Here is a 26313-nt window from a genome sequence, read left to right as displayed (position 1 = left end):
TTTCCGGACGGCGGGAAAGGTCCCCGCCGCCTGCATCACGACAGTGCGAGTGTCATTTCGGCGTCGAGATCGTCACTTCCTTCGAGGTGATGAACTCAAGCAGCACGGGCACGCCCTTCTGGGTCTGCTCGATGCCGCGCTTGATCGCCGGGATGATGTCCTCGGGCCTGGTGATGCGCTCGCCATAGCCGCCGAAGGCCCGCGCCATCGCAGCATAGTCGCCCGAGATGTCGGTCGAGCGGTACTTCTCGGTCGACACCTTCATGATGTGCAGCTCGATCGCCATCGAGAAGTTGTTGAGCAGGATCGACATGATCGGAATGCGCTCGCGCACCGCCGTCTCGAAGTCCATGCCGGTGAAGCCGATGGCCGCATCGCCCCATACGTTGATGCAGAGCTTGTCGGGGCAGGCGAGCTTGGCGCCCATGGCGAGGCCGAGCCCGTAGCCCAGCTGCGTGGTCTTGCCCCAGCCGATATAGGTGTGCGGCGCGGTCGTCTTCCAGAACGGCGAAAGCTGGTCACGCGGGCTGCCGGCGTCGTGGGTGATGATCGTGTTGGCCTTGTCGACCGTGTGCTGGAGATCCCAGAGCACGCGGTAGGGATTGAGCGGCGCCTCGTTGTTGGTGAGCTTGGGCATCCACTCGTCGAGCCACGCGTCGGCGATCGGCTTGATCTCGGCCACGACCGGGGCGGCGTCGCGCTTCCTGCCCCCGACCAGCTTGCTGCACTCGTCGATCATGGCGCGGAGCGCGAGCTTGGCGTCGCCGATCAGGCCGTACCGGCAGCGCACGTCCTTGTTGAGATGGTTGGGGTCGAGCGTGGTGTGGATCACCGTCTTGCCCTTGGGCATCGAGATGCCGAAGTTAGTCTCGGTGAAGGAACAGCCGATGCCGAACAGCACGTCGCACTTGTCGAGAAAGTGGCGCACCTGCCTCGGATAGGCACGACCGCCCGAGCCCAGCGACAGCGGATGGGTTTCGTCGAAGCTGCTCTTGCCCTGGAGCGACGTGCACACGGGAATTGCCAGCAGCTCGGCCAGTTCCTTCAGCTCGTCATAGGCCTCGGCCCAGTGCACGCCGTGTCCGGCATAGATGACGGGGCGCTTGGCCTCGACCAGCACCTTGGCGGCTTCCTTCACCGCCGCCGGATCGGGACCGTAGCGCGTCGGCTTGATCGGCTCGTAGGCCAGCGGATCGGGCGCGTCCTCGCCGTTGGCCTCCGCCGGGAACTCGATGATGACCGGCGAGCCGCGGCCGTTGCGCAACAGGCTGAAGGCTCGGCGCATGACGTTCTCGATGTCGGCGCCCGAGGTGATCGGCTCGGCATGCTTGGCGACATGCGCCATGGTGATGGTCGAATTGAAGTTCGGCGGCACATGGGCGATGCGGCGCGGATAGCCTGCCGGGATGACCAGCAGCGGCACCGATTCGCCGTAGGCCTGGGCCACGCCGCCATAGGCGTTCTCCGAACCCGGGCCGCTCTGCATGCAGAACACGCCCATCTTGCGGCCCTTGGTCATGCGCGACATGGCGTCGGCCATGTGCAGGCCGATACGCTCCTGGCGCACGATGATCGGGCGGATGTCGATCGCGGCGCAGTGCTCGATCAGATGGTTGACGGGATAGGCGAAGAGATACTCGACCCCTTCGCGCTTCAGGATTTCCGCGACTGCCGGGCCGGTCTTCATCTTCGTTTCTCCCTTTGGTGGAGCCTTACGGTGGCTCTCCCCCTCCGCCCTTCGGGCACCTCCCCCGTCAGACGGGGGAGGCAGGGAGGGGGTGGGCCTCGGACGAGGTCCTACTTGTTCAATTCCTTCATCGCGCTGTCGAGGCCGCCCAGGGTGAGCGGGAACATGCGATTGCTCGTCAGCTGCTGCAGCAGCTGGATCGACGGCGTGTAGCTCCAGTGCCGCTCGGGCACGGGATTGAGCCACGCCATGCTGCGATAGGTGTCGGCCACGCGCTGGATCCAGACCTGGCCCGCTTCCTCGTTCCAGTGCTCCACCGAGCCGCCGGGATAGGCGATCTCGTAGGGGCTCATCGAGGCGTCGCCGACGAACAGCACCTTGTAGTCCGGCGGATAGGTGTGGAGCATCTGTGCCGTCGAGAAGGTGTCGACGTGGCGGCGGCGGTTGTCCTTCCACAGCTTCTCGTAGAGGCAGTTGTGGAAGTAGAAGAATTCGAGGTGCTTGAACTCCGAACGCGCCGCCGAGAACAGCTCCTCGCAGACGCGGATATGCGCGTCCATCGAACCGCCGATGTCGAACAGGATCAGGAGCTTCACCTTGTTGCGCCGCTCCGGCACCATCTTGATGTCGAGATAGCCCGCATTGCGCGCCGTCGAGCGGATCGTGTCGGGCATGTCGAGCTCGACCTCGGCACCCTCGCGCGCGAACTTGCGCAGGCGGCGCAACGCGATCTTGATGTTGCGCGTGCCGATCTCGACCGTGTCGTCGAGGTTCTTGTACTCGCGCTTGTCCCACACCTTGACGGCGCGGCCCTCGCGGCCCTTGTCCTGGCCGATGCGCACGCCCTCGGGATTGAAGCCGTAGGCGCCGAACGGCGAGGTGCCGGCCGTGCCGATCCACTTGTTGCCGCCCTGATGCCGCTTCTGCTGCTCCTCGAGACGCTTCTTCAGCGTCTCCATGAGCTTCTCCCAGCCGCCCATCGACTCGATCTGCTTCTTCTCCTCTTCGGTGAGAAGCTTCTCGGCCAGCTTGCGCAGCCATTCCTCGGGGATCTCGGCGGCGACGCCCTCCGGAGGCAGCGCCTCGAGCCCCTTGAAGACGGTGCCGAACACGCGGTCGAATTTATCGAGGTTGCGCTCGTCCTTCACCAGCGCGGCGCGCGACAGATAGTAGAAGTCGTCGACGCTGTAGTCGGCGACCCCCTTGTCCATCGCGTCCATCAGGGAAAGGTATTCCTTGATGGAGACCGGCAGCTTGGCGTTGCGCAGCTCGAGGAAGAAGTTGATGAACATCGCGTCCTCCTCTCAGCGGTGATTACTGGCGCTGCTCCCGCCGCGCCATGAAGGCCAGACGCTCGAACAGGTGCACGTCCTGCTCGTTCTTGAGCAGCGCCCCGTGCAGCGGCGGAATGAGCTGCTTGGAGTCCTTGGAGCGCAGCGATTCAGGCGACATGTCCTCGACCATGAGCAGCTTCAGCCAGTCGAGCAGTTCGGAGGTCGACGGCTTCTTCTTGAGGCCCGGCACTTCGCGGATGTCGTAGAATACGTTCAGCGCCTCGCGCAGCAGGTTGCGCTGCAGGTCGGGGAAGTGGACGTCGACGATCTGCGTCATCGTCTCGCGATCGGGGAAGCGGATGTAGTGGAAGAAGCAGCGGCGCAGGAAGGCGTCCGGCAGTTCCTTCTCGTTGTTGGAGGTGATCATCACGATCGGGCGCTCGGTCGCCTTGATGGTCTGCTGCGTCTCGTAGACGTAGAATTCCATGCGATCGAGTTCCTGCAGCAGATCGTTGGGGAACTCGATGTCGGCCTTGTCGATTTCGTCGATCAGCAGGATCGGACGCACCGGGGCGGTAAAGCCCTCCCACAGCTTGCCCTTCTTGATGTAGTTGCCGATGTCCTTCACGCGCTCGTCGCCGAGCTGGCTGTCGCGCAGGCGCGAGACGGCGTCATACTCGTAGAGGCCCTGCTGGGCCTTGGTCGTCGACTTGATATGCCACTCGATGATCGGGGCGTTGAGCGCCTTGGCCACTTCATGCGCCAAGACGGTCTTGCCGGTGCCGGGCTCGCCCTTGATGAGCAGCGGACGCTGCAGCGCGATCGCCGCGTTCACCGCCACGCGCAGGTCGTCGCTGGCAACGTAGGAGTCGGTACCGGTAAATTTCATGGTGCAAAATCCAAATTTCACTGTGGTTAAAGCCACCCTAGAGGGGCGGTTTCAGGCCAGCAAGGCCGCGCGAACAGGTCAGCCGCCCACGCGGACGATGAAATAGACCAAAGCGGCACAGGCGAGCAGGACAGAGATCGCAAGGCGGCTCGATGCGAAGGCGAGCCGCGGTGCGGGTGCGCCCGGTTCGACCGCCTGGTCGATCCGCTTGCGGCCGGTGATCATGGGGCCCACCAGATTGTGCCGCTTCCAGACGAGGTAGAGCAGGACGGCGAAGACATGGATCGCCACCAGAACGAGCAGTGCGTTGATCCACCAGGCATGGAAATCGGTCGCCCGCTCGACCCACTTATCGGCGACCTTGAGCGCGAGAGGTCCATTCACCATGCCGGTATCGGTGTCGGCGCTGAACAGACCGGTCACGACCTGGGCCATTACGGCGAAAATCAACACGAGCACCATGGCGCCGCCCACCGGATTGTGCCCGGCATCGCACGGGCCCTCCTTGCGGAACAGGTGCGCGACATGCGCGAACGCGGCCCGGGGTCCCTTGAGGAAACTGGAGAAGCGCGCGGTGGTGCTGCCGACGAAGCCCCAGACCAGGCGGAAGAGCAGCAGGGTCAGGATCGCGTAGCCCGACCAGAAATGCAGCTGCATCCAGTCCCCGCCGGCCCGCCCGCTGAAATACGAGGTCGCCATCAGGGCGACCAGCAACCAGTGGAACAGCCGGACGGGCACGTCCCAGACGAGGATCTTGTCGTTCTTGCCGGCCATCGGTCGTCATCTCCTTGCGAGGACCCAGAATAGGCGAGTCATCGGGTCTGTAGGCAAGAGGCAGTCCGCGACCACTACACGCAGTCGTGATGGGGCTTGTTTCAGCGGACCGTTCGCTTCCGCGCCGGGCTCTGCAACAAATGCTTCCTCGGCGAGGTATAAACAGCCAGCTGAATCAGCCAAAGGGGATGGGTCGATGAGGAAGAGTTTGGTTCTTGCGGTGGTCGGCGCGCTCGCCGCCGGCGCAATGGTGGGTGGCGCGACGATCACGATGGCCCAAGGCGACGTGATCGCCCAGCGCAAGGACAATCGCAAGCAGACGGCGGCGGCGATGCGCGCCATCAAGGCGATCGTCGATGCCAAGGGACCGACGGCCGGCGCCGTCGAGCAGGCCGCTAAGCTGAAGACCCTCGAGGCGTCTTTCGTGAAGATGTTCCCGGCCGGATCCGACAAGGGCGAAACCCGCGCCCTGCCGGCGATCTGGACCGACTGGGCCGGTTTCGAAGCGGCGAGCAAGGCGGCAGACGCCGCCTACGACAAGCTTGCGACGGCGGCCGGCTCGGGCAATGCCGAGGCGCTGGCAACGGCTTTCGCCGACACCGGCAAGACCTGCGGTGCCTGCCACCAGAAGTTCCAGGCGAAGGCCAACTAAATATATCCAAGAGACATGAGGGCGACGGTCTTTCCGTCGCCCTTTCGTTTGGGCTCAGGCCGCCGCTGCAGAGGCTCGAACCGGACCGCCAAGGGCCTGCTGCACGATCGCCTCGGCCGCGAAACGCCACGTCCTCGATGCACGCATGGGCGACAGGCGCTGGCGCTCGCGCATGTTCATCCAGTTCTCGAAGCCAAAGGCCCGGTCGAGCGAGTCCAATCCGGCAAGCCGCGCCTCTGGATCGAGCGTTTCAAGCTCGGCGGCAAACCAAACGGCGATCCGCTGGCGAAGGACCTGGCGCAGACGCGCCATGGCAGCCCCGACGGCCGGTGACACGCGGCGGACGCGCTCGGCGAAGCTCCACAACGGAAGCCATTCCTCGAAGAGTTGCGCCCGGTCGGCGACCAGCAGCGTGATGCGGCTTGTCAGCGGTGCCGCAGGATCTACCGGCCGATCGGCACTGAACGCCCGGCCGACGGCGAGATCGAAGGCTGCCGCATAGAGGTCGCTCAGGTCGGGGAAGTGCTGGAAGAGCGTGCGGCTAGAAAGGCCGGCGATGGTCGCGATCGCCCCGGCTGTCGGCTCGGCATCGCCCGCATGGAAGAGATCAAGGGTCGCCTGGATGAGAGATCGTCGAATGCGCTGCCCCCGGATGATGCGTTGGTCCTGCACGCTCGACACATCAATGACGAAACCGACAATTTTCATTGGAACCGATCGAGGTTTTTTTGCCCGGGTCCCTGAGTCTAACAGTCGGCATTTCCAGGGTAACTTGCAAAAATGCATATCTCAAAGACATGATATCCAATGTTTGCTGCATTATCCCGTTTCGTGATAAGCGTTTTTGGGTAACCTGTACCTGCAGCCACAAGGCAACATCCCGCCCCTCGCAGAGCGAGCACAGAGCGTCCAACCACCAAGTCGACAGTGTCCAGAAATACGAAAGGCCGATCGCTTGGGGAACGATCGGCCTTCCTATGAGCCCGCCTGGGTGTGGGTTAATCGAAGCCTTGGGTGTGTGGGAACGGCTTCGATAAAGCGGCTTGGGGGGCCGCCGGCGGGCTTTGGGTCTGCAATTACTCTACCGCAGACGGGCAGCGGCGGTAGTTGCATTAATGCATATCTGCCACTGAACCGCCCACCGAATGTTCAACAAATTCAGCATATCCTTTGTGGCAGTTAGTCAGAAAAGGTAAATCATGGGGCATGCATGTAATTTACCCCGGCCACCTGGACGGCTACTCCGACGGACTTTCCGCGATTGCGGCGAGCGCCGGCCGCAGATGCTCGAGGAAGCGATCGGGATCCTCGCTCATCGGAAAATGACCAAGGCCCGGCATGATGGTGCAGGTTGCGCCCGGCACCATTGCGGCGACTTCCTCCGTCTCCGCCGGCGAGCATGAATAATCATACTCTCCCGTCATCAGATAAAGCGGACAGCGGCGGGTATCGATCGCTGCGATGCGGTCGCGCAGGTCGCCGTCGACCTTGTAGAAATGAAGGTCGCCTTTGAAGACTCCGGGGCCGCCCTGCATGTAGTGCCACAGCGTCTCCCAGCGATGCTCGCTCGGCGCCTCAGGACCGACCAGCCCGGATACGATGCCCGCACAGACCTCGCCCCCATGGACATCCGCATGATGCAACCAGTCGGTGTCGTAGTAGGGCGCGACATGGGCGGAGGCCTGCAGGCCGATCAGGGCCCGAAAGCGATCCGCATGGGTCGCCGCGAGATTGAGCACCACGCGGCCGCCGATCGAACAGCCCATCACCACCGGCCGTGGCAACGCCAGGGCCTCGACAAACGCCACGACGAAGGCCGTGTAGAAATCCCGCGTCAGCCGGTATTCGTCGCGTTGGAAACCGGCAGGAGGCGAGGACTTGCCGTGCCAGGGCATGTCGAAGGCAATGACGCGAAACCGCTTGAGGATCTCGGCATCGTTCATCACGCCGCGATACTGCCTTCCATCGGCGCCTGCCGTGTGTAGGCAGATCAACGGAATGCCTTCACCCGCCTCCTCGAAGTAGACGCGATAGCCTTGGCCTTCGAATTCGAGGGACAGGTAGCGGCCGACGATCGGCTCGAGACGCGCGGCGGTCACGGCGTCGCTCCGTTCGCCCGATGCGCGGCCCGCGGCGCCTCGAGCACCCCCTTGATGTAGAGCAGGTTGGCCATCAGCGGCTGCAGGTCGCCTTCGAATCTCATGAGACCCCGGCGGACCAGGGCGAGCAGATCGTGATCGCCCGGTGCCGGCCGCGGCCGCCAGAAGCGCTGCCAGCTCGCCTCATCGGCTCTGAGCGCGAAGCGCCAGGACGGCATGACAAAGGGGCCCGTTTCGACCCTGTCGATGCGGCCTCGCAGGACGTGGATCAGCCAGACCCGCGGACGGGCCTCCACGAGGAAGACACCCGTGAAGTGCCGGCCTCGCCGCACGAGCGCCGCGTCTCCGTTCACGAGATCGGCAAGTTGTTCGATCATGCTCCCCGCCCTTCTTCCAGGCCTGGTTTCGTGTTTCGGCCTCAATTCCATGGTAGACGATTTGTCATTCCGCCAGTATCGGCCGTGCCTTCCGGGAGCTTTTCCGTGCACTTCGTTCGTTCCGTTCGCGCCCTCCTCCCCCTCGCCGGGGCTGCCCTGTTGCTCACCGCTGCCGTCCAGCCGGCCGCTGCCGGCATGGAGGAAGCGGTCAAGGCCATCCAGGCAGGCGACACCGTTACGGCGGAAAAGGAGCTGCAGCTTCTCGCCAAGGAGCGCGATCCGCGCGCCCAGTTCGTGCTCGGGCTCTATGTCTACGGCAACGCCGAATCCAAGTTGTTCGACGTCAACAAGGCGATCCCCCTCCTGCTCGATGCATCGGAGCGCGGCTACCTGCCCGCAATGATCCCGCTGGCGGGCGCCTATGCCGAAGGCAAGGGCGTGCCGAAGAGCCTCTTCGAAGCCTACAAGTGGTGCGCGATCGCCGAGCGCTGGAATGTCCCGAACGCCAACCTGGCGCTCGAGCAGGCCAGCCGCGAACTGCCGGCCGATGAGGTCGAGAAGGCCAAAGCGGCCGCGGCCGCATACACTTTCAAGACGAAATGATCGCGGCGCGGACGGCGCTCGTCGCGGCCTTGCTGGCCGCAAGCGCCGTCGCGCAGGCCCAGCAGCCGTCCGACGCCTCGGACGTCGCCCCCTCGCTCCGTCCCGCAGTCCAGGCCTATCGACAGGGCGATACCGCCACGGCCGAGCGGACACTGCGCTCCCTTGGCGCTCTCACCGCCGATTCCGAGGCCTGGCTTGGCGCCGTTCTGCTCGACCGCGGCAACAAGGCCGAGGGTCTGAGGCTCATCCAGCGGGCCGCGGATGCAGGTTCCGCCGAAGGCCAGCACCGGCTGGCGCTGGTCTTCATTAATGGTGACGCCGGCGTCGCCCGTAATCCGGCGCAGGCGATCCAGCTCTTCGAGAAGGCCGCGGCCCAGGGCCACCGCCGCGCACAGCTCAACCTCGGCACGCTCTATTTCCGCGGCCAAGGGGTGCCGCGCGACCTCATTCAGGCTCGAGCCTGGCTGGAGCAGGCAGCCCTCGACGGCGACGTGTACGCCACCTACGCACTGGGACGCGCCCTGTCCGAAAGCGCGGGACCGGCAGCGGCCGATTCGACCCGGGCCGCGGACCTCTTTCGTCGGGCTGCCGAGAAGGGCCACACGCTGGCAGCCCTACGATATGGATTGGCGCTCGCCGAAGGGTCGGGGGTCAAGCAGGACTTGCCGGCCGCGCAGCGTTGGCTAATGCAGGCGCAGCAGAGCGGTGTGCCCGAGGCCGCGCTCGCCTTGGGCGACATGGCGGTCCGCACGCCGGCGACGCGCGACAAGGCGGCCAACGAAAAGATCCTGAAATCGGCGATCAGCTGGTACGAGGCGGCGGCGGGTGCCGGCGTTGCCTCAGGCCAGTTCAAGCTCGCCAATGCCTACCTCGCCGGTTCCGGCGTGGCGCGCGATACCGTGCAGGCCCAGCTTTGGTATTCACGCGCCGCCCAGCAGGGATTGGCGGAGGCGCAACAGGCGCTGGGCGTCATGCTGCTGACGGGCACTGCCGGCACGGTAGACCCCGTCGAGGCATTCAAATGGCTGTACCTCGCCGAGCGCGGCGGCCACCCGGAGGCCAAGGCCGTGCGCGAGAAGGTGGGCGACAAGGTGCCGGATCGCGACCGCAAGCGCGGCGAGGCGCTGGCCCAGGCCTTCAAGCCGACGTCGGAGCTGCCACGCGACGAGACCTTGCCGCGCCTCGTACCGGTCCGCCGCTGAGCGCCGGCGGCGATGCAGTCGTCGGACGCCGCGCGCCAGACGCGCCCTGATATCACCCTCGCGGTTTGCCGCGGCGCCTGCCGGCTCATGCGTCAGTCGGGTCGATCCGTCCTGCGCGAGCTGCCGCTGCCGGACGGGCGACGCGCCGACATCATGGCGATTGCGGGCAATGGCGAGCTCACCATCGTCGAGGTGAAATCGTCGATCGAGGATTGGCGTGTCGACCAGAAATGGCCCGACTATCTCGACTGGTGCGACCTGCTGTACTTCGCCGTGCCGGTCGATTTCCCGCAGGTGTTGATCGCCGAGGAAGTCGGCCTCATCGTCGCCGACGCCTATGGCGGCGACATTCTGCGCCATCCGCAGCGCCGCCCGGTCGCCGCTGCGCGGCGCAAGTCGCTCCTCATCGACTGCGCCCGCCTCGCCTCCGAGCGCCTGGCGCGCCTGGAAGACCCCGAGTTCGTCGACTTCGTCTGAGCCTCAGCCTGGGGTCGAGCGGCCGGTGTTCGCCGCACCTGCCAAGGTCTGGCCGCGACTGGCCTCTGCCATGCGAATGCGGGCATAGGCCATCACCTCGGTCGGCGGTCCGATGCGCTCGACCCGGCCCTCCATCACCAGCGCCACGCGATCGGCGATGGCAAGCGGCGCCAGCCGATGGGTGATCATGATGACGGTTCGCCCGCGCGTGTTGGCCTTGAGCTGGCGCAGGAGCTGCTCCTCGGTGGCAGGGTCGAGCGCGCTGGTCGCCTCGTCGAGGATCAGGATGCGCGGATTGCGGATCAGGGCACGGGCGATACAGAGCAGCTGGCGCTGGCCCGTCGACAGGCCCTGCCCGCGCTCACCGAGCACCGTATTGTAGCCCTGCGGCAGGCGCTGGATGAAATCATGCGCGCCGACGAACTTCGCGACGGCAACGACGCGACCGGGATCCTTGTCCACGACGCCCATCGCGATGTTCTCGCGCACGGTCCCGGTGAAGAGCTGAACATCCTGGGGCACGGCGCCGATCTGGGCGCGAAGTTGGGCCGGCGAGATATGGGCGATGTCGGTCCCGTCGACCAGGACACGACCATCGGCGGGGCTGACCAGCCCCTGCATCAGGTTGGCGATGGTCGTTTTGCCCGAACCCGACGGTCCCACGATGCCGACGATCTCTCCCGCCGCGACCGTCAGATCGGCTTCGCGCAGGGTCGGTGGGCCGCGGTCATGGGCGCGATAGGTCACACGTTCGAGCGTGACTTCCCCGGACAGTGCCGGGATCGGCGCGAACTCACCTGGCGCCGCTTCGGGCGTCTCGCGCATCAGCTCGTCGACGCGCTTGAAGGCGGCGCTCACGGCCTGCAGCTGATGCCAGGCACTCGCCAACTGGCGCATCGGCTGGAGCGCCCGCGCCGCCAGCATGTTGGCGGCAATGAGCGCGCCGATCGTAAGGCGATGATCCGCGATCTCGGCGACGCCGACCATCACGATGACCAGCGACGCGACGAGCTGGAGCGTGCCCGACGCGCTCGCAGCAACGCTGGCGAGGTTGCTGGCGCGCAGGCTGCTCCGGGCCGCCTGTTCGACCCGCACCTGCCAGCGCTTTTCGACCTCGGCCTCCAGCCCCAGGGCCTTGATGGTGGCGGCATTGGCCACCGTCTCCGTGAGAGTCGAACTCTTGGCGGCCAGTGCCTGAAAGGTCTCGTCGGCCAGGCGCCGCTGCGCGCGGTGGCTGGCGAGCGACACGACGACCAGCACCGGAATCGCGAGCGCGGTGATCAAGCCCAGCGTCGTGCTGATCGCAAGGGTGGCGATCAGGAAGAGCACGACGAACAGCAGATCGATCGCCAGCACCGGCATCTGTCCCGTGAAGAAGCCGCGCAGCACGTCGAGCTGGCGCAGCCGCTCGGCGATGACACCGGACGGCGTGCGCTCGAAATGCCTGTACGGCAAAGCCATCAGGTGATGGAGCACCTCGGCGCTCATCAGCGCGTCGAGCCGCGCGCCGGTCCTGGCCGACAGCCAGCCGCGCGCGACGCGCAGGCCGAAATCGGCCGCATATGCGAGAAGCATACCCGCGCAGAGGGTCAACATCACCGACGACAGACGATCCGGCGGCTCCCGCCCGATCACCAGGTTCACGACCAGCATCATGAAGAGCGGCGTGAGGAGTCCGAGCAGGTTGATGGCGAACGACGCCGCGGCGAGCTTGAAGACGACCGGCCGCACGCGCGCCCACAGCGGCGCATACCATTGCCCGGACGGAAGCGGCCCCAATGGCTGGCGGAGCAACAAAGCGCGCGAACCGAGCGTGCCGACGTCCTTGGCCGACACCTGCCAGACGCGGCCCACGCCGACATCGAGAATGGTCCAGGTGTCCGCGCGGCCCGAGACCACGACATGGACGCGCCCGTCGGCCGCGAGGAGCGCAAAAGGAAGAGGGAGTTCGTCGAGCGAACGCGATGCGAGGTCGATCGCCTCGCTCTCGAGACCGAGCCGCCGTCCCGCCGCGAGAAAGGCCGCCTCGTCGAGGCCTGTCGCAGGCACCGCCGTCAGCCGTCGGATATCGGCCTCGCTGACGGGCCGTCCCACCTGCTGGGCGATGTAGAGCAGGGCCCTCATCAGGGAATCGACGCGGTGGCGGCCGGCCTCGTCCCATGCGGACTGCTGCGGGAAGCCTCCGTTCTCGAGGGGAGCCATAGCCAAGGGTACCAGAAACACCCTTGAATTCAATTATTTAGGGTCGTCTCCTAAAGCAAAGGGCGCGCAACTCGCGTTGCGCGCCCCTCGTTCGTGACATTCGAAAGGTCTAGCGGGCGCTGAAAGCGCGCTTCAGCTCGGCCACGAGGTCGGTGCGTTCCCAGGAGAAGCCACCGTCCTTCTCCGGCTTGCGGCCGAAATGACCGTAGGCGGCCGTGCGCTGGTAGATCGGCTTGTTGAGCTGCAGCGACCGGCGAATGTTGGTCGGGCGCAGCGGGAAGAGTTCCGACAGGACCTTCTCGAGCTTGCGCTCGTCGACCTTGCCAGTGCCTTCGGTGTTCACATAGAGCGACATCGGATCGGCAACGCCGATCGCGTAGGCGACCTGGATCAGGCAGCGGTCGGCGAGACCGGCGGCCACGACGTTCTTGGCGAGGTAGCGCGCGGCATAGGCGGCCGAACGATCGACCTTCGTCGGGTCCTTGCCGGAGAAGGCGCCGCCGCCGTGCGGGGCGTAGCCGCCGTAGGTGTCGACGATGATCTTGCGGCCGGTCAGACCGCAATCGCCATCGGGACCGCCGACGACGAAGTTGCCGGTCGGGTTGACGAAGAAGTCCGAGGCCTTCTTGGGCATCCAGCCCTTGGGCAGCGACTTCTCGACATGGCCCGCGATCATCTCGCGGATCATGGCGGAGTTGTACTTCTTGCCCTTGGCGGTCGCCTCGCGATGCTGCGTGGAGACCACCACCTTGGTGGCGCCGACGGCCTTGCCGTCGACGTAACGCACCGTCACCTGGCTCTTGGCGTCGGGCTGCAGGTCGCCGAGTTCACCCGAGCGGCGGGCCTTGCTCAGGACTTCGAGAATCTTGTGCGAGAAGAAGATCGGAGCGGGCATGAACGAACCCTTCTCGTATTCCTCGCTGTCGCGGCAGGCGAAGCCGAACATCAGGCCCTGGTCGCCCGCGCCTTCCTGCTCGCCGAGATTGCCGCCCTTCTTCTTGGCATCGACGCCCATGGCGATGTCGGGCGACTGGCCGTGCAGCAGCACCTCGACGTCGGCGCCGTGGAAGGAGAAGCCGTCCTGATCGTAGCCGATGTCGCGCACGACATCGCGCGCGATCTCGGTGATCGCCTCGCGATTGACGATCGTGTTCTTGCCGTACTTCTTCATGTACGGCTCGGAGGCGCGGCCTTCGCCGGCAATCACGATCTTGTTGGTGGTGACCAGCGTTTCGCAGCCGAGACGCGTGTTGGCGTGGCTGTCGTCGGCATGGCCGAGCTTCACGTCATTGGCGATGAACGCGTCCAGGATGGCGTCCGAAATCTGGTCCGCGACCTTGTCCGGATGGCCTTCCGAAACCGACTCACTGGTGAAGATATAGTCCTTGAGCGCCAACGATCCCTCCCAAAGTGCACTGGACTCCGGGCAGGGCGGGTGTGCCGCCAACGTCCGGCTTAGCCTTTGTTTGCGCGGTGGCAAGTCGTCCAAATCCGTCCGCGGCGATCCCGACCATCGGGACCGCGCTCCGTTAAAACCTCAAAACCCGCTGGAATGCAAGAGGATCGCAGGGCGAACTCCCGCACCTCCCGGCCGCGCGCTAGCGACCCTTGCGCGCACCGACCGTTTCGGCGTGGCTGGCCACACCTACGGCCTTCACCATCTCGAAAATCCGCTTGCGCACCTTGCTCTCGCGAATCTTGTAGTAAGCCCGCACGAGCTCAAGGGTCTCGCGCTTGATCAGCGGGTCCTTCTCCTGCTCGAACGGCGTGCCGGCTTCTCCGAAGCCCTTGCGGCCGCGACCGGACATCGGCCGACCCGCCAGCGCGTTCGAGGGCATCTCGTCGAAGAAGTAGGACACGGGAACGTCCAGCACCTTGGCGAACTCGAACAGGCGGCTCGACCCGATCCGGTTGGACCCGCGCTCGTACTTCTGGATCTGCTGGAAGGTGAGGCCGACCGCCGTCCCAAGCTTCTCCTGGCTCATGCCGAGGAGGGTACGCCGCTGGCGCATGCGCGCTCCGACATGGACATCAACGGGATGCGATCTCGCCATGGGTCGCCCTTCTCCTTCGAAACTCAAACTCCGATCAACGCCGATAGGGCCAAATAATGGCCGAAAGGCGTGCAGCGATTGCTGCCAGGCCACATGTGCAAAAATGCATATCTACACGCGCAGGCTGCATATTACCTAGCGCCCTCCCGAAGCGAATGCAAGCCTAGACGCCGGGGTTAACGCTTTGAATTCGTTGTTTTTTCACCGGATGTGAAGCGAGATAATGTAGCCAGTGCCGCCACTGCGAAGAGCAGGAGCAAAATCAGGGTGGAGTCGCCCCAGCGCCCGTAGGGCGTGGGTTCGCGAGCCGGCGGAATCCGATGGTCGATAAGGCCCTCCTGCTGCATGTCGAGCGCCGCGAGGACCCGTCCATAGGCATCGATCACCGCCGAGACTCCGGTGTTGGCGGCGCGGAGCATCGGCAGACCTTCCTCGATGGCGCGCAGCCGGGCGCTGGCGAGATGCTGGTAGGGCCCGCTCGAAAGGCCGAACCAGGCGTCGTTGGTCACGTTCAGGAGCCAGCGCGGCCGGGCGCCCGGCCCGGTGACGGCGGCCGGAAAAATCACCTCGTAGCAGATGATGGGCGAGAAGGACGGCAGGCGTGGCAGGTCGAGCGTGACGCGCGATTCACCGACTTCGAACGAGCCGCGGCCGATGAACCCGGAAACCGGAGCGAGCTGCTTGTGGAACGGGATGTACTCGCCCAGGGGGACGAGATGGACCTTGTCGTAGGTCGCGACGATCGCGCCGGCGCCGTCGATGACCAGCAGCGAATTCCAGACGCCGTCCTCGCGATTGCGGGTGCCGCGCGCCGCCCCGGTGAGCAGATAGCCGCCCGGCGGTACGGCCTGCGCCATATAGTCGAGCGCCGACGATCCCGGTTCGACGATGAAGGGCGGCGCCGTCTCGGGCCAGATCACCGCCGCCAGCCCGTCGAAGCCCGGGCGGCGGCTCATCTCCACGAGCTTGGCCATGTGCTGCACGCGCAGTTCCGGCCGCCACTTTTCCGCCTGCAGCGTATTGGGTTGGACGAGGCGCACCAGCGGCCCGTCCGGCGCCTCGATCGGCACCATGGCCGACTGGCCGGCAAAGCCCGCGGCGCCGGCGACCACGAGTGCCAGCACCGACGCCCGCCAGCCGGCGGTCGGAGCGGCCAGGATCAGGAACGTCAGCAGCCCGAGACCATAGACCCCGAACAGCGCCGCGCCCTGCAGCAGCGGCGTGGCGAAGGCCCAGACGTGGCCGAGCGGATTCCACGAATAGCCGGTGAAGACATGGCCGCGCAGCCACTCCGCGATCGTCCACGCAATGGCCAGCAGCAGCAGACGGCAATAGCGGCCGCCCAGCGAGGGCCAGCGCAGGGCGACCCATTTCGCGGCGCCGGCAGCCATTGCCGGGAAGAAGCCGAGCAGTGCCGCCAGACCGACGACGATCGGCGGGCCGAGCAGCGCATAGTCGGCCGGCGGCACGAAGAAGGCTTCGACGATCCAGTAGGAGCCGACGGCGAAATGGCCCGTTCCCCACGCCCAGCCGCGCAGCAGGGCACTCTTCGGGCCCGGTGCGGTGTCCCACAGCCAGACGAAGGCCACGATGCCCAACACGGCAAGCGGCAGCCAGTACAGCGGCGGCATGGCAAGTGCGGCGAGCGCGCCGGCCAGAAAGGCGACGCCCGCGGCGCGCCAGCTCGTGAGGGTCATCGCATCCGATCGGTTATTTGGCGGCGGGAGCCGTCGTCGGCGCCCGCACCCGCAGCCGGCGGATCCGCCGCGGGTCGACGTCGAGGATCTCGAACTCGATGCCGGACGGATGGCGGACCACCTCGCCGCGTTCGGGAATGCGGCCGAGCAGCGAGAAGATCAAGCCGCCCACCGTGTCGATCTCGCGCCGCTCGTCCTCCGACAGGACCTTGCCGATCTCCTCCTCGAGGAGCTCGATCGGCGTGCGGCCATTGACGTCGATCGTACCGTCGACGCGACGGGCGACGGTCGGGGTCTGCGCGACGTCGTGCTCGTCCTCGATCTCGCCCACGATCTCCTCGACCAGATCCTCGATGGTGAGGAGCCCGTCGGTGCCGCCGAATTCGTCGACCACCAGCGCCATGTGCGTCCGTGAGCGGCGCATGTCGAGCAGCATGTCGAGGACCGGAAGGGTCGGCGCCACGAACACCACGCGCCGCAGGATGTCGCGAAGATTGAACTTCTTGGAGGTGCCCCAATAGGCCAGCACGTCCTTGATGTGAATCATGCCGATCACGTCGTCGAGCGACTCGCGGTAGATCGGATAGCGCGAATGGGCCTCGGCCTGGATCAACCGCACGACCTCGTCGAGCGGTGTGTCGGCGGCGATGCCCACGATGTCGACCCGCGGCACCATGACGTCGGCCACCGTCTTGTCGCGCAGCTTCAGGATGTTGGCGAGCAGGACCCGCTGGTCCTCGCTGATCGGCGTGTCGCTCTCGGGAGTCTCCTCGATCAACTCCTCGATGGCTTCACGAACCGCTTCGTTCTTCTCCTTGCGGCGCAGCCGCCGCAGGATGGCACGCAGCAGCCCGCCGCTCGAGGGGACATCGGGAACCGGCGATGTCACCGGGGTGGCAAGAAGCTCAGTCGACGAAGCCGGGCTGAAGCCCGGCCTGGTACTGTGCGCTGTGGAGTCAGGCATGTGTCGTAAGATAGGCTATCGGCCCCGTGTTGCAATCCATGGAAGTTCCCGATGCGTTCCTGCAAACTGCCGTCCGGAGCGAAAATGCCTGTGCTGGGCCTCGGGACCTGGCGCATGGGCGAGAACGCGCGGCGGCGAAACGATGAGCTCGACGCCCTGAAATACGGGCTCGATCTCGGCTACCCGATGATCGACACCGCCGAAATGTACGGCGAAGGCGGCGCCGAGGAGATCGTGGGCGATGCGCTCGCGGGTCGCAGCACCCGACCCTACATCGTAAGCAAGGTCTACCCCCACAACGCCTCGCGCGCCGGCGTGATCGCCGCCTGCGAGCGCAGCCTCAAGCGTATGCGGCTCGAGCGCATCGATCTCTATCTGCTGCACTGGCGCGGCGGCGCGCCGATCGAGGAGACGTTCGAGGCGTTTCACAAGCTGAGGGACGCCGGAAAGATCGGCGATTTCGGCGTCAGCAACTTCGACCGGGACGACATGGAAGAGGCCGCCGGTCTCGACAAAGGACTGACCGGCACCAACCAGGTTCTCTACTGCCTGTCGCGTCGCGGGCCGGAGTTCGACCTGCTGCCCTGGATGCGCGAGCGCTCGATCCCGCTGATGGCCTATTCCCCGCTCGACCAAGGAGCGCTGCTGCGCAAGGCGCCGCTCAGGAAGCTTGCCGACGAGGTCGGCTGCACGCCGGCCCAGCTGGCGCTCGCCTGGCTGTTCGCGCAGCCCGGTGTCGTCACGATTCCGAAGTCGTCGACCCGCGAGCGCGTGAAGGAGAACTTCGCGGCGCTCCAGGTGAAACTCACCCCGAAGATCCTGGCCGAACTCGATCGCGCCTTCCCGCCGCCCCGGACGAAGCAGCCGCTCGAGATGCTCTGACAGGCTCGCGATGCGAGTTTTTCAGAAAGACCGACGGGCGACTTTGATCCGTCAGGTCATCACGACCGGCGAATCAGGGGGGTGCGACTCCGGCTTCGTTTGTTTCGTTTATTTCGGTTATTTCGTTTACTGGACCGGACGCCGGCTTTTTTCGACGGCCGGCTCGTCCAGAGCATAGGGATCGGCGATCCCCAGCTTCGCCAGGATGCGACGCTCCAGGGCTTCCATCCGCTCGGCGTCGGCCTCGCCCGTCTCGTGGTCGTAGCCCAGCAGATGCAGCGTGCCGTGCACGACCAGATGGGTGAAATGGTCGGCCGCCGACTTGCGCTGCTCGCGCGCCTCCCGCCACACGGTCTGACGCGCCAGCACCATGTCGCCCAGGAAGTCGCGCTCGCCGGACGGATAGGAGAGGACGTTGGTCGGCTTGTCCTTCTTGCGGTCGCGCGCATTGAGGGCACGCACCCCCTTGTCGTCGTCCAGCGCCACGTTGAGCGAGCGGCGGCCGCTGCGGCGCGCGCCGGCGAAGGCGGCCCGGGCCGCGCGCCTGGCCAGCCGCTGGGCATCGGGCATTGCCTCGGTCCAGCCCTCATCCAGCACGACGACCGTGCAACGGAGCGCCGGCTTAGGATTTGGCTTTCTTGTCGCGGACATCGTAGGCGTTGACGATGCGGGTCACGAGGTCGTGCCGCACGACGTCCTGGGAGGTCAGCCGCACGAAGCGCACGCCTTCGACGTCCGCCAGAGTCTCGACGGCGTCGTTCAGGCCCGACTTCTGGTTGTTCGGCAGGTCGGTCTGGCTGGGATCGCCGGTGATGACCATGCGCGAGCCTTCACCGAGACGCGTCAGGAACATGCGCATCTGCATGGGCGTCGTGTTCTGCGCCTCGTCGAGGATGACGTAGCAGTGCGCCAGCGTGCGGCCGCGCATGAAAGCGAGCGGGGCGATCTCGATCTCGCCCGACTCCATGCGATGGGCGATCTGCTCGGGCGGGATCATGTCGTGGAGCGCGTCGTAGAGCGGCCGCAGGTAGGGATCGATCTTTTCCTTCATGTCGCCGGGCAGGAAGCCCAGCCGCTCGCCAGCTTCGACGGCGGGACGCGACAGCACGATACGCTCGACCTTTCCGGCCAGCAGCAGCATGACGCCCATGGCGACCGCGAGATAGGTCTTGCCGCTGCCGGCGGGCCCCAGCGCGAATACCATGTCGCGCTCGCGCAGGGCGGCGAGGTAGCCGCGCTGGCCCGGCGTGCGTGCCTGGATGGTGCGCTTGCGCGTGCGGATGCTCTCGGTGTCGCCGCCCTCGGCGCCGCTGCGCGCGAAGCGCACGGCCGCATCGATGTCGGCGCCCTCGATCGTGAGGCCGCGCTTCAAGCGTTCGTAGAGACCGGAAATCGCCTTCTGCGCGGTGGCCGCATCGTCGGGTGTGCCGGAGATGGCGAGCTGGTTGCCGCGGGCGCTCAGCTGCACGTTGGCGAGTTGCTCGATCCGCACCAGATTGCGGTCGTGGTTTCCATACAGCACGGCCAGCAGCGCATTGTTGTCGAAAGTCATGCGCCGAACGTCGGCGGCGCGCGTACCGGCGACCGGGTCGCTCACGCGGCGGCCTCATAGGGACCGACGACGATCTCGCCGGAAAGACTGTTGGCGTAACCCTCGATCAGGCGGACATCGACGATGTGGCCGAACAGCCGCGGATTTCCCTGGGCGTAGACGGACTGCAGCCACGGCGTCTTGCCGATGATCTGGCCGGGCTTGCGTCCTGCCTCGGCGAACAGGACCGGCACGATCGTCCCGGCCTTCGATTCGTTGAAGTCCCGCGCCTGTTTCCCGACGAGGGCCTGGAGCGCCGCAAGCCGCGCCACCTTGACGTTCTCGGGCACCTGATCGGTCAGCGCCGCCCCGGGCGTGCCCGGCCGGCGGCTGTAGCGGAAGGCATAGGCCGAGGCGAAGCCCACCTGCTCGATCAGCCGCATCGTATCGTCGAAATCGGCATCGCTTTCCCCTGGAAAGCCAACGATGAAGTCGGAGGACAACGCGAGGTCGGAGCGGGCGTTGCGCAGGCGCTCGACGATGCGCAGGTAGAGATCGCGGTCGTGGCGGCGATTCATCGCTTCGAGGATGCGGTTCGATCCCGACTGTACCGGCAGGTGCAGGTACGGCATGAGCTGCGGCACGTCGCCATGCGCGGCGATCAGGTCGTCGTCCATGTCGCGCGGATGGGAGGTCATGTAGCGCAGGCGCGCCAGGCCCGGGGTCTCGCCGATCGCCCGCACCAGGCGCGCGAGCGACCAGGTCGAGCCGTCGGGACCTTCGCCGTGATAGGCGTTGACGTTCTGGCCGAGCAGCGTGAGTTCGAGCGCGCCCGCTTCGATGAGCATGCGGGCTTCGGCGAGCACGGCGGCAACCGGCCGCGAATACTCCATACCGCGCGTGTAGGGCACCACGCAGAAGGTGCAGAACTTGTCGCAGCCCTCCTGGATGGAGAGGAACGCCGAACCCGCGCGAATCCCCTGGGGCGACGGCAGGTGGTCGAACTTGCTCTCGGCCGGGAATTCCGTGTCGAGAACGCCGGCACCCGGCTGACGCTTCCCGGGATCGGCGCCGGCGGCCTTGCGCGCGACCTGCGCCAGCAATTCGGGAAACCGGTGATAGGCCTGCGAGCCCACGACGATGTCGACCGCCGGCTGGCGGCGGATGATCTCCTCGCCCTCGGCCTGGGCGACGCAGCCGGCGACGGCGATGGTGAGGTCGCGGCCCTCGGCCCGGCGCTCGGTCTTGACGTCGCGCAGGCGGCCCAGCTCGGAATAGACCTTCTCCGAAGCATGCTCGCGGATGTGGCAGGTGTTCAGCACGACCAGATCGGCCTGCTCGGGCGCTTCGGCCAAGGCATAGCCCAGCGGCCGCAGGACGTCGGCCATGCGGTCGGAATCATAGACATTCATCTGGCAGCCATAGGTGCGGATGAACACGCGCTTTGGCTGCCCGTCGGTGCGGACGTCCTTCATCGGTCTCCGGTGCTGGAACGGCCGGTTTCTATCACCGGCGCCCCGCAGGGTCGAGGGGGCCTCAGGGGTGGCCGCCGGTCGATGCCGGTTCGACCAGGGACGGCATCAGCTCGGGCCGGCCGGAATTCGCCGCCTGGACGCCGGCGGAGACCTGGCGGAAGCAGTATTCCGCGAGCTTCTTGCGATCGCCGAGACGCTCGATGTCGATCGGCGGGAAGAAGGTGACCACCGCTTCGGTCTCGCCGAGGCAGACCATCTGCCAGAGATGCGGCACCAGATCGAGATCGCCGAACCAGGCGAACAGGGGCCGCCAGTAGCGGCCGAGCGGAATGCCGTCGAGGCGGGTGTAGGAGATCGCCACCGGCTGCACGACGATCGGCCGGTCGTCGCGCCGCAGCTGCGCCACGCCGAACAGGGCGCTGCGAAACGGCAGCACGCGCGTGCCGTCGCTGCTGGTGCCCTCGGGGAACAACATCAGATTGTCGCCGGTGTTCAGCCGCTTCATCATTTCGTCGCGGCTGTCGCTGGTCTTGTTCGAGCGCCGTTCGACGAAGATCGTGCGCTGTGCCTTGGCCAGCGTGCTGAAGAACGGCCAGGTCGCCACTTCGGCCTTGGCCACGAAGCAGCCGGGAATCAGGCCGCCCAGCACCTCGATGTCGAGATAGGAGACGTGATTGCAGACGAAGAGGGTCGGCGTGACCGTCGAGCGCTCACCGTTGACCTTCACCTTGATGCCGAGGATCAGGCACACCGTCCGGTGATACAGGACCGGCAACCAGCGAATGACCGGCGTGACGCGAAACGCAAGCGCCAGCAGATGGAAAGGCAGCATCACCAGCGTGAGCAGCAGATAGCTCAGGAGCCGAAATGCGCCGCGCAGGGGAGAGCCGATCCACGTCGCGGCCAGAGGAACCCCGGCCTGGCTACTCACGCATTCCGCGTTCGTAGTGACGGATGTACTTCTCCGTCACCAGCTCTGTCTTCACGGTGATGAAGACGTCGGTGCTGTTGAACTCGTGGTCGATCACCGCGCCGTCGCCGACGAAGCCGCCCAGCCGCAGGTAGCCCTTGATAAGCGGCGGAACGCGGGCCATCGCCTTGCGCGTGTCGTAGCTGCCGGCCTCGAGCATATCCATCTTCACGTAGCGGTGCGGCAGGGCCCGGACGCGGATCTCCGGCGGCGCCAGGTGGTGGTGGTATAGGTAGGACAGCGCCTGCGCGTGCTGGGTCGGATCGATGCCCGGAATGCTCGCGCAGCCGAACATCACCTGGATATTGTAGTGATAGGCATAGAGCGCGATGCCACGCCACAGCATCTGCATGGTCGCGGTGTTGCGCGCGTCGCGCGCAATGCAGGAGCGGCCGAGTTCCAGGACCTCGCCCGGATAGTCGATCATCTTCTGGATGTCGTACTCGGCCGACGAATAGAACCGGCCCATCTTCGCCGCCGCAGACCGGCGGATCAGGCGATAGGTCCCGACGATGCCCTCAGGCCCCTCGCCGCGCCGGCGGTCGAGCACAAGCAGGTGATCGCAGACCTCGTCGAACGGGTCGAAATCGCGACCGAGCGCCTTCATCTGCGGCGATGGCTGCGCCGACATTTCTTCGTAGAAAACGCGGTAACGGAGAATCTGTGCCGCCTCGACCTCGGCGGCCGTCTGCGCCAGGCGAACCTCGAAGTCGCCGGCGACGACCTGCACGATCTCCCGATTGGAGACGGGCGGTCCCAGAAGCTCAGCTTCACTGTCAACGCGGTCAATGCGCATGTGTCATCCGCAAGGGGGCCGCCCCGATCATGGGCCCATTATCGGGCTGCCGAGGGGCTCGTCCACTTATTTTTGGCGGTCGGATTTTCCATCCAGGGGAACGCCATAGAGCTCGAGACGATGGCCGACGAGGCGATAACCGGCCTTCTCGGCGATCTTGCGCTGCAGCTCCTCGATCTCGTCGTTGTGGAATTCCACGACCTTGCCGCTCTGGATATCGATCAGGTGATCGTGGTGCTCGTCCGGCGTCTCCTCGTAGCGCGCCCGGCCATCGCCGAAGTCGTGCTTGGCGAGAATGCCGGCCTCTTCGAACAGCCGCACCGTCCGGTACACCGTTGCAATCGAGATATTGGGATCGATCGCCGTCGCGCGACGATGCACGGCCTCCACGTCGGGATGATCCGACGCATCCGACAGGACGCGCGCGATCACGCGTCGCTGGTCGGTCATTTTGAGGCCGCGCTCTGCGCATAGGAGTTCGAGCTTTGATTTCCTGTCTGGCATGCCGTCATACCCTACACCGGCCAGCGTTCTCGGTATAGTTGGACATGTCCCTACGCGCTGACCATGACATCGACATTACCGGCGAGGTCTGCCCCATGACCTTCGTTCGGACCAAGCTCAGGCTGGAGCGCCTGAATCCGGGGGAAACCCTCGCGGTCCGCCTGCGCGGCGAGGAGCCGTTGCGCAATGTCCCGCGCGCCGCAAGGGACGAGGGCCACACCATCCTGGGGATCGAAACGGACGGGGATATCCACATCGTCACCATCCGCCGCCTTTGATCAGCTGAGAGTGAGACGCATGACGAGGGCATCGGCAGCCGGCCGGCCGGGACGCGGATAGTAGCCGGCGCGACGCCCCACGGTCTCGAAGCCGAACGAGCCGTAGAGCGCGAGGGCGCCGGGATTGTCCGCGCCGACTTCAAGGAAGAGCGTTCCTGCGCCATCGGCGCGCGCCTTCTCGACCACCGCATCGAGCAACCTTCGCGCGGCGCCGCGGCGGCGATGGCCGCGGTCCACGGCGATGGCGAGGAGTTCAGCCTCTTCGCCAACGATGCGGCAGATCGCCATGCCGATGTCAGAACCGGCCCCCGTCAGCAGAAAACCGGCAGTGCCGGGCGATGCCAGCAGGCCCGCTATGTCGGCCCGGGTCCAACCGCGCTCGCCCATCGGCTCGAAGGCCTCGCCATGGAGACGCGCCGCCCTGTCGAGGTCGATGGCCCGGATCGGATCGAGCCGGAATCCCCCGCTCATTCACTCCACCGTGCGGCGGGCGCCGTCCGGCAGGGTGATGTTCACGCCGCGCAGATAAAGCGGCCGCGGCAGGCCTTCGGCACGATTTCGCGCGGCCCACGCCTCGACGCCGAACTCCAACGCCAGCCGGCCAAGCACGACCGGATCCGGCGGGCCCTCAAGGGCGCTCGCATCGATCCCCGCAGCCTGCAGCGACTGCAGGAGCGGCGCCACGTCCTTGCCGACGACCAGGCACCGCTGACCGGCAAGACGCGCCGCGAGATCTTCGGCGGTCGACGCGAAGGGCGTGGGATCGTCGCCGATCGCGCAGAACCAGTCGCCGAGCTTGGTGTCGACGGCGGCGATCACCAGCCGGTCCGTCTCCGGCGCCTGCGCGCGCAGCACCGCGGTCGTGGCGATCCCGGAGAGGGGAAGGCCCAACCCGACCGCCAGCCCACGCGCCGCCGACAGCCCGACCCGCACGCCGGTGAAACTGCCGGGACCGGTCGTGACGGCGATCAGGTCGAGTTCCGCCTTCGCCACACGGGCTGCCTCCAGTGCCGCCACGATGGCCGGCAGCAGACGCGCCGCCTGGTCGCGCCCTTCTTCGAAGAGACAGGCCAGGGTTTCGCCGTCCCGCACGATCGCGACGCCCTGCCCGCTCACGGCGCAGTCGAAGGCCAGGACGGTGGTCACGCCCGACCCGCGCGGCGGGCACTGGCATTAAGAAGAGCGGCTGGGCATTGTGGAGTCATGAAGCTCGACCTTGTAGCGATCGCGCCGCCCGATTTCGACGTCGACGTCACGCTGGCTTATGCGACGACGGCAAATCTAACGGGACGGCCGGTCTACCGAAATGCCGAATGCTGGCTGCATCGCGAAGCGGCCGACAAGCTCGCCGCCGCCATCGCGCTGGCCCGGCCGCTTGGCCTGCGATTGCGCATCTTCGACGCCCTGCGGCCGGTGGAAGCACAGTGGGCGCTCTGGAACGTCAATCCCGACCCGGAGTTCATCGCCGATCCCCGTCGCGGGTCGCCGCACTCGCGCGGCGTGGCGGTCGATCTCAACCTGCTCGACGCGCAGGGCAACGAACTCGACATGGGGACGGCGTTCGATGCCTTCACGCCGCTGTCGCATCACGGTCGCACCGACATCTCGGTCGAGGCCCAGCGCAACCGGCATCTGCTGATGGGGCTGATGACGGCCGCCGGCTGGGATTTCTACCGCAACGAATGGTGGCACTATCAGCTGTTCGACGCGCGGCGCTTTCCGCTGGTCGCGGATGCCGATCTGCCGCGGCCCATGATGTAGGCGCCGGGCTTCCTAGAAGCCCGACAACTTCGCCTTGTCGAAATCGCGCAGATCGTTCTCGCGCATGATCTGCCGCACGAACTGGACATACTCCTGGCCGCGCTCCGAATACCGCAGGAGCGCACCGATCAGGCGGAAGCCATCCGGATCCTCGCCGCGCTCGCGCATCGCCGCCCGCTGGCTGCGGAAGCCGGCATAGGCCGGATGGGTATTGAGGTTGGTGATGTAAGCTTCGGTCGCCTCGCCCACGTCCGTGAAGGGCTGCGGCATGCCGGCGCCGGGCTTCCACGGCGCCGAGACGCTGTGGCGGCCGACCGCCTGGATCTGGCCATACAGGGCATTGCCGTTGCGCGCGGCGAACGATGTGCCCCAGCCCGATTCCACGCCGCCCTGGGCGATCGCCATGGAGGGCGGAACGATATCGACGCGACGCACCAGTTCGTCGATCTTCTCGACCGGCGTGTCGTAACGCTCGGCGAGATCCTCGAGCCAGATGCGTTCGATGGCCGTCAGCATCTGCGGACTCGAGCCGAGCTTGTCGCGCAGATAGAGCAGTTGTTCGCGATCGGCGAGGACCCGCTGGTTGACCTCAAGGATCACCGGCAGCAGCGCCGTGATGAACAGCATCTTGCGCTCGGGTCCATCCTTGGTTCCGAGATCGGAGGGGACGCGGTCGAGCTTGACCGGCGGCACAGCCTCGCCCTGGCGTATGTCGGTCAGGGTATAGGAAACGTCGCGGAAGAAGCCGGCGAGTTCGTCGGCCGTGCGCGGGCTGATGGCACGCACCTGGACCTGACGCCGTACGGCGTTGCCCGGCGCCGCGAAGCGTCCGTGAGCCGCTCCGCTGTCGCGGGTCGAACGATGAGCGACGTCGTCGGGCTCGCTCACCTCGTGCCGCACGAACAGGATGGCCGCAGGTTCGACGTCCATCATCTGCATCGCCACCGGCTCCGCCTCCTGGGCGTAGGCACTGCCCACGCCGACCAGCGAGAGATAGGGCATCGCATCGCCCGAAGGCCGCGGCTCGTACAAGCCCACCCCGGTCGCGAGGACCGCCGCCCAGGCGGCGGGAAAAGCATAGTTGCGCCCACGCTCAATCGCGGGCCGTAACGTCAATCGCATACCACACTCTTCATTGTCGTTTGTCGCGCAGACGACCGTCCAC

Annotated in this window: 28 protein-coding genes; 7 read left to right on the top strand and 21 right to left on the bottom strand. The window is 66.2% G+C overall.

Annotated features, from left to right (window positions below; translation table 11 throughout):
* Positions 1-52: 52 nt before the first annotated feature.
* The 4 genes from ACP15H_RS27740 to ACP15H_RS27725 form a co-directional block, all read right to left on the bottom strand.
* The gene (locus ACP15H_RS27740; RefSeq protein ID WP_425069973.1) at positions 53-1771 is read right to left on the bottom strand and encodes a thiamine pyrophosphate-requiring protein; all 1719 of its coding nucleotides are present in this window, start codon (positions 1769-1771) and stop codon (positions 53-55) included.
* Between the two features lie 26 nt (positions 1772-1797).
* Positions 1798-2979 (bottom strand): vWA domain-containing protein, encoded by a 1182-nt coding sequence (locus ACP15H_RS27735; RefSeq protein ID WP_425069349.1) that lies wholly within the window; start codon positions 2977-2979, stop codon positions 1798-1800.
* A 22-nt stretch (positions 2980-3001) separates the two neighbouring features.
* On the bottom strand, positions 3002-3850 hold the full coding sequence (locus tag ACP15H_RS27730) for an AAA family ATPase (protein ID WP_422010002.1): 849 nt from the start codon (positions 3848-3850) through the stop codon (positions 3002-3004).
* Positions 3851-3928: 78 nt separating this feature from the next.
* Positions 3929-4624 carry a cytochrome b/b6 domain-containing protein gene (locus ACP15H_RS27725; protein WP_425069348.1) on the bottom strand — a complete coding sequence of 232 codons (696 nt, stop codon included), beginning with the start codon at positions 4622-4624 and terminating at the stop codon, positions 3929-3931.
* Between the two features lie 196 nt (positions 4625-4820).
* Between ACP15H_RS27725 and ACP15H_RS27720 the strand changes: the two genes are divergently transcribed.
* Positions 4821-5276, top strand: coding sequence for a c-type cytochrome (locus ACP15H_RS27720; RefSeq protein WP_425069347.1), 456 nt, complete (start codon positions 4821-4823; stop codon positions 5274-5276).
* Positions 5277-5330: 54 nt separating this feature from the next.
* Here the strand turns inward: ACP15H_RS27720 and ACP15H_RS27715 are convergent, their stop codons facing one another.
* The 3 genes from ACP15H_RS27715 to ACP15H_RS27705 form a co-directional block, all read right to left on the bottom strand.
* On the bottom strand, positions 5331-5984 hold the full coding sequence (locus ACP15H_RS27715; protein ID WP_425069346.1) for a TetR/AcrR family transcriptional regulator: 654 nt from the start codon (positions 5982-5984) through the stop codon (positions 5331-5333).
* 530 nt (positions 5985-6514) lie between these two features.
* Positions 6515-7375 carry an alpha/beta fold hydrolase gene (locus ACP15H_RS27710; RefSeq protein ID WP_425069345.1) on the bottom strand — a complete coding sequence of 287 codons (861 nt, stop codon included), beginning with the start codon at positions 7373-7375 and terminating at the stop codon, positions 6515-6517.
* Positions 7372-7752 carry a hypothetical protein gene (locus tag ACP15H_RS27705; protein WP_425069344.1) on the bottom strand — a complete coding sequence of 127 codons (381 nt, stop codon included), beginning with the start codon at positions 7750-7752 and terminating at the stop codon, positions 7372-7374. Before ACP15H_RS27705 ends, ACP15H_RS27710 begins: the two co-directional genes overlap by 4 nt.
* 105 nt (positions 7753-7857) lie before the next feature.
* Here ACP15H_RS27705 and ACP15H_RS27700 point away from each other — a divergent pair, with 105 nt between their 5' ends.
* Genes ACP15H_RS27700 through ACP15H_RS27690 form a run of 3 tightly spaced genes read left to right on the top strand, consistent with a single transcriptional unit; the run spans position 7858 to position 10034 of the window.
* Positions 7858-8355: a hypothetical protein gene (locus ACP15H_RS27700; protein ID WP_425069343.1), complete on the top strand. Its 498-nt coding sequence runs from the start codon at positions 7858-7860 to the stop codon at positions 8353-8355.
* Positions 8352-9557 (top strand): tetratricopeptide repeat protein, encoded by a 1206-nt coding sequence (locus ACP15H_RS27695; protein ID WP_425069342.1) that lies wholly within the window; start codon positions 8352-8354, stop codon positions 9555-9557. The genes ACP15H_RS27700 and ACP15H_RS27695 overlap by 4 nt, the downstream gene beginning before the upstream one ends.
* 12 nt (positions 9558-9569) lie before the next feature.
* Entirely contained in the window at positions 9570-10034 is a 465-nt protein-coding gene (locus ACP15H_RS27690) for an MmcB family DNA repair protein (RefSeq protein WP_425069341.1), read from the top strand.
* A gap of 3 nt (positions 10035-10037) precedes the next feature.
* Here ACP15H_RS27690 and ACP15H_RS27685 read toward each other — a convergent pair whose 3' ends face one another.
* The 5 genes from ACP15H_RS27685 to ACP15H_RS27665 form a co-directional block, all read right to left on the bottom strand.
* On the bottom strand, positions 10038-12236 hold the full coding sequence (locus ACP15H_RS27685; protein ID WP_425069340.1) for a peptidase domain-containing ABC transporter: 2199 nt from the start codon (positions 12234-12236) through the stop codon (positions 10038-10040).
* Between the two features lie 109 nt (positions 12237-12345).
* Complete coding sequence (gene metK / locus ACP15H_RS27680) at positions 12346-13632, bottom strand: methionine adenosyltransferase (protein WP_425069339.1); 1287 nt, start codon at positions 13630-13632, stop codon at positions 12346-12348.
* A 202-nt stretch (positions 13633-13834) separates the two neighbouring features.
* A complete protein-coding gene (locus tag ACP15H_RS27675) occupies positions 13835-14290 on the bottom strand; it encodes a helix-turn-helix domain-containing protein (RefSeq protein WP_298314622.1) in 456 nt (151 codons plus the stop codon).
* A 176-nt stretch (positions 14291-14466) separates the two neighbouring features.
* Positions 14467-15987, bottom strand: coding sequence for an apolipoprotein N-acyltransferase (gene lnt / locus ACP15H_RS27670; protein WP_425069338.1), 1521 nt, complete (start codon positions 15985-15987; stop codon positions 14467-14469).
* A 13-nt stretch (positions 15988-16000) separates the two neighbouring features.
* The gene (locus ACP15H_RS27665) at positions 16001-16951 is read right to left on the bottom strand and encodes a hemolysin family protein (protein ID WP_425069337.1); all 951 of its coding nucleotides are present in this window, start codon (positions 16949-16951) and stop codon (positions 16001-16003) included.
* Positions 16952-17035: 84 nt separating this feature from the next.
* Between ACP15H_RS27665 and ACP15H_RS27660 the strand changes: the two genes are divergently transcribed.
* Positions 17036-17833, top strand: coding sequence for an aldo/keto reductase (locus tag ACP15H_RS27660; protein WP_425069336.1), 798 nt, complete (start codon positions 17036-17038; stop codon positions 17831-17833).
* Positions 17834-17959: 126 nt separating this feature from the next.
* Here ACP15H_RS27660 and ybeY read toward each other — a convergent pair whose 3' ends face one another.
* From ybeY to ACP15H_RS27630, 6 genes are all read right to left on the bottom strand, one after another.
* Positions 17960-18403, bottom strand: a complete 444-nt coding sequence (ybeY, locus tag ACP15H_RS27655) for an rRNA maturation RNase YbeY (protein ID WP_425069335.1) — start codon at positions 18401-18403, stop codon at positions 17960-17962.
* 52 nt (positions 18404-18455) lie between these two features.
* Positions 18456-19385 carry a PhoH family protein gene (locus ACP15H_RS27650; protein WP_425069972.1) on the bottom strand — a complete coding sequence of 310 codons (930 nt, stop codon included), beginning with the start codon at positions 19383-19385 and terminating at the stop codon, positions 18456-18458.
* Positions 19386-19426: 41 nt separating this feature from the next.
* Complete coding sequence (miaB, locus tag ACP15H_RS27645; protein ID WP_425069334.1) at positions 19427-20839, bottom strand: tRNA (N6-isopentenyl adenosine(37)-C2)-methylthiotransferase MiaB; 1413 nt, start codon at positions 20837-20839, stop codon at positions 19427-19429.
* Between the two features lie 61 nt (positions 20840-20900).
* Entirely contained in the window at positions 20901-21770 is an 870-nt protein-coding gene (locus ACP15H_RS27640) for a lysophospholipid acyltransferase family protein (protein ID WP_425069333.1), read from the bottom strand.
* On the bottom strand, positions 21763-22539 hold the full coding sequence (locus ACP15H_RS27635) for a GNAT family N-acetyltransferase (RefSeq protein WP_425069332.1): 777 nt from the start codon (positions 22537-22539) through the stop codon (positions 21763-21765). Before ACP15H_RS27635 ends, ACP15H_RS27640 begins: the two co-directional genes overlap by 8 nt.
* 132 nt (positions 22540-22671) lie before the next feature.
* Positions 22672-23109: a Fur family transcriptional regulator gene (locus ACP15H_RS27630; RefSeq protein ID WP_298314641.1), complete on the bottom strand. Its 438-nt coding sequence runs from the start codon at positions 23107-23109 to the stop codon at positions 22672-22674.
* A 44-nt stretch (positions 23110-23153) separates the two neighbouring features.
* Here ACP15H_RS27630 and ACP15H_RS27625 point away from each other — a divergent pair, with 44 nt between their 5' ends.
* Positions 23154-23387, top strand: coding sequence for a sulfurtransferase TusA family protein (locus ACP15H_RS27625; RefSeq protein ID WP_425069331.1), 234 nt, complete (start codon positions 23154-23156; stop codon positions 23385-23387).
* On the opposite strand, the gene ACP15H_RS27620 is transcribed toward ACP15H_RS27625, so the two are convergent.
* Positions 23388-23858, bottom strand: coding sequence for a GNAT family N-acetyltransferase (locus ACP15H_RS27620; protein WP_425069330.1), 471 nt, complete (start codon positions 23856-23858; stop codon positions 23388-23390).
* Positions 23859-24533, bottom strand: coding sequence for a tRNA (adenosine(37)-N6)-threonylcarbamoyltransferase complex dimerization subunit type 1 TsaB (gene tsaB / locus ACP15H_RS27615; RefSeq protein ID WP_425069329.1), 675 nt, complete (start codon positions 24531-24533; stop codon positions 23859-23861).
* Positions 24534-24590: 57 nt separating this feature from the next.
* Here tsaB and ddpX point away from each other — a divergent pair, with 57 nt between their 5' ends.
* Complete coding sequence (gene ddpX / locus ACP15H_RS27610) at positions 24591-25148, top strand: D-alanyl-D-alanine dipeptidase (protein WP_425069328.1); 558 nt, start codon at positions 24591-24593, stop codon at positions 25146-25148.
* A 12-nt stretch (positions 25149-25160) separates the two neighbouring features.
* On the opposite strand, the gene ACP15H_RS27605 is transcribed toward ddpX, so the two are convergent.
* Positions 25161-26270 carry a glucosaminidase domain-containing protein gene (locus ACP15H_RS27605; protein WP_425069327.1) on the bottom strand — a complete coding sequence of 370 codons (1110 nt, stop codon included), beginning with the start codon at positions 26268-26270 and terminating at the stop codon, positions 25161-25163.
* Positions 26271-26313: the final 43 nt, after the last annotated feature.

Origin of the sequence: Reyranella sp. (genome assembly GCF_965249915.1) — a bacterium.
GTDB lineage: Bacteria > Pseudomonadota > Alphaproteobacteria > Reyranellales > Reyranellaceae > Reyranella.
This window is presented reverse-complemented; position numbering and strand designations above follow the sequence as displayed.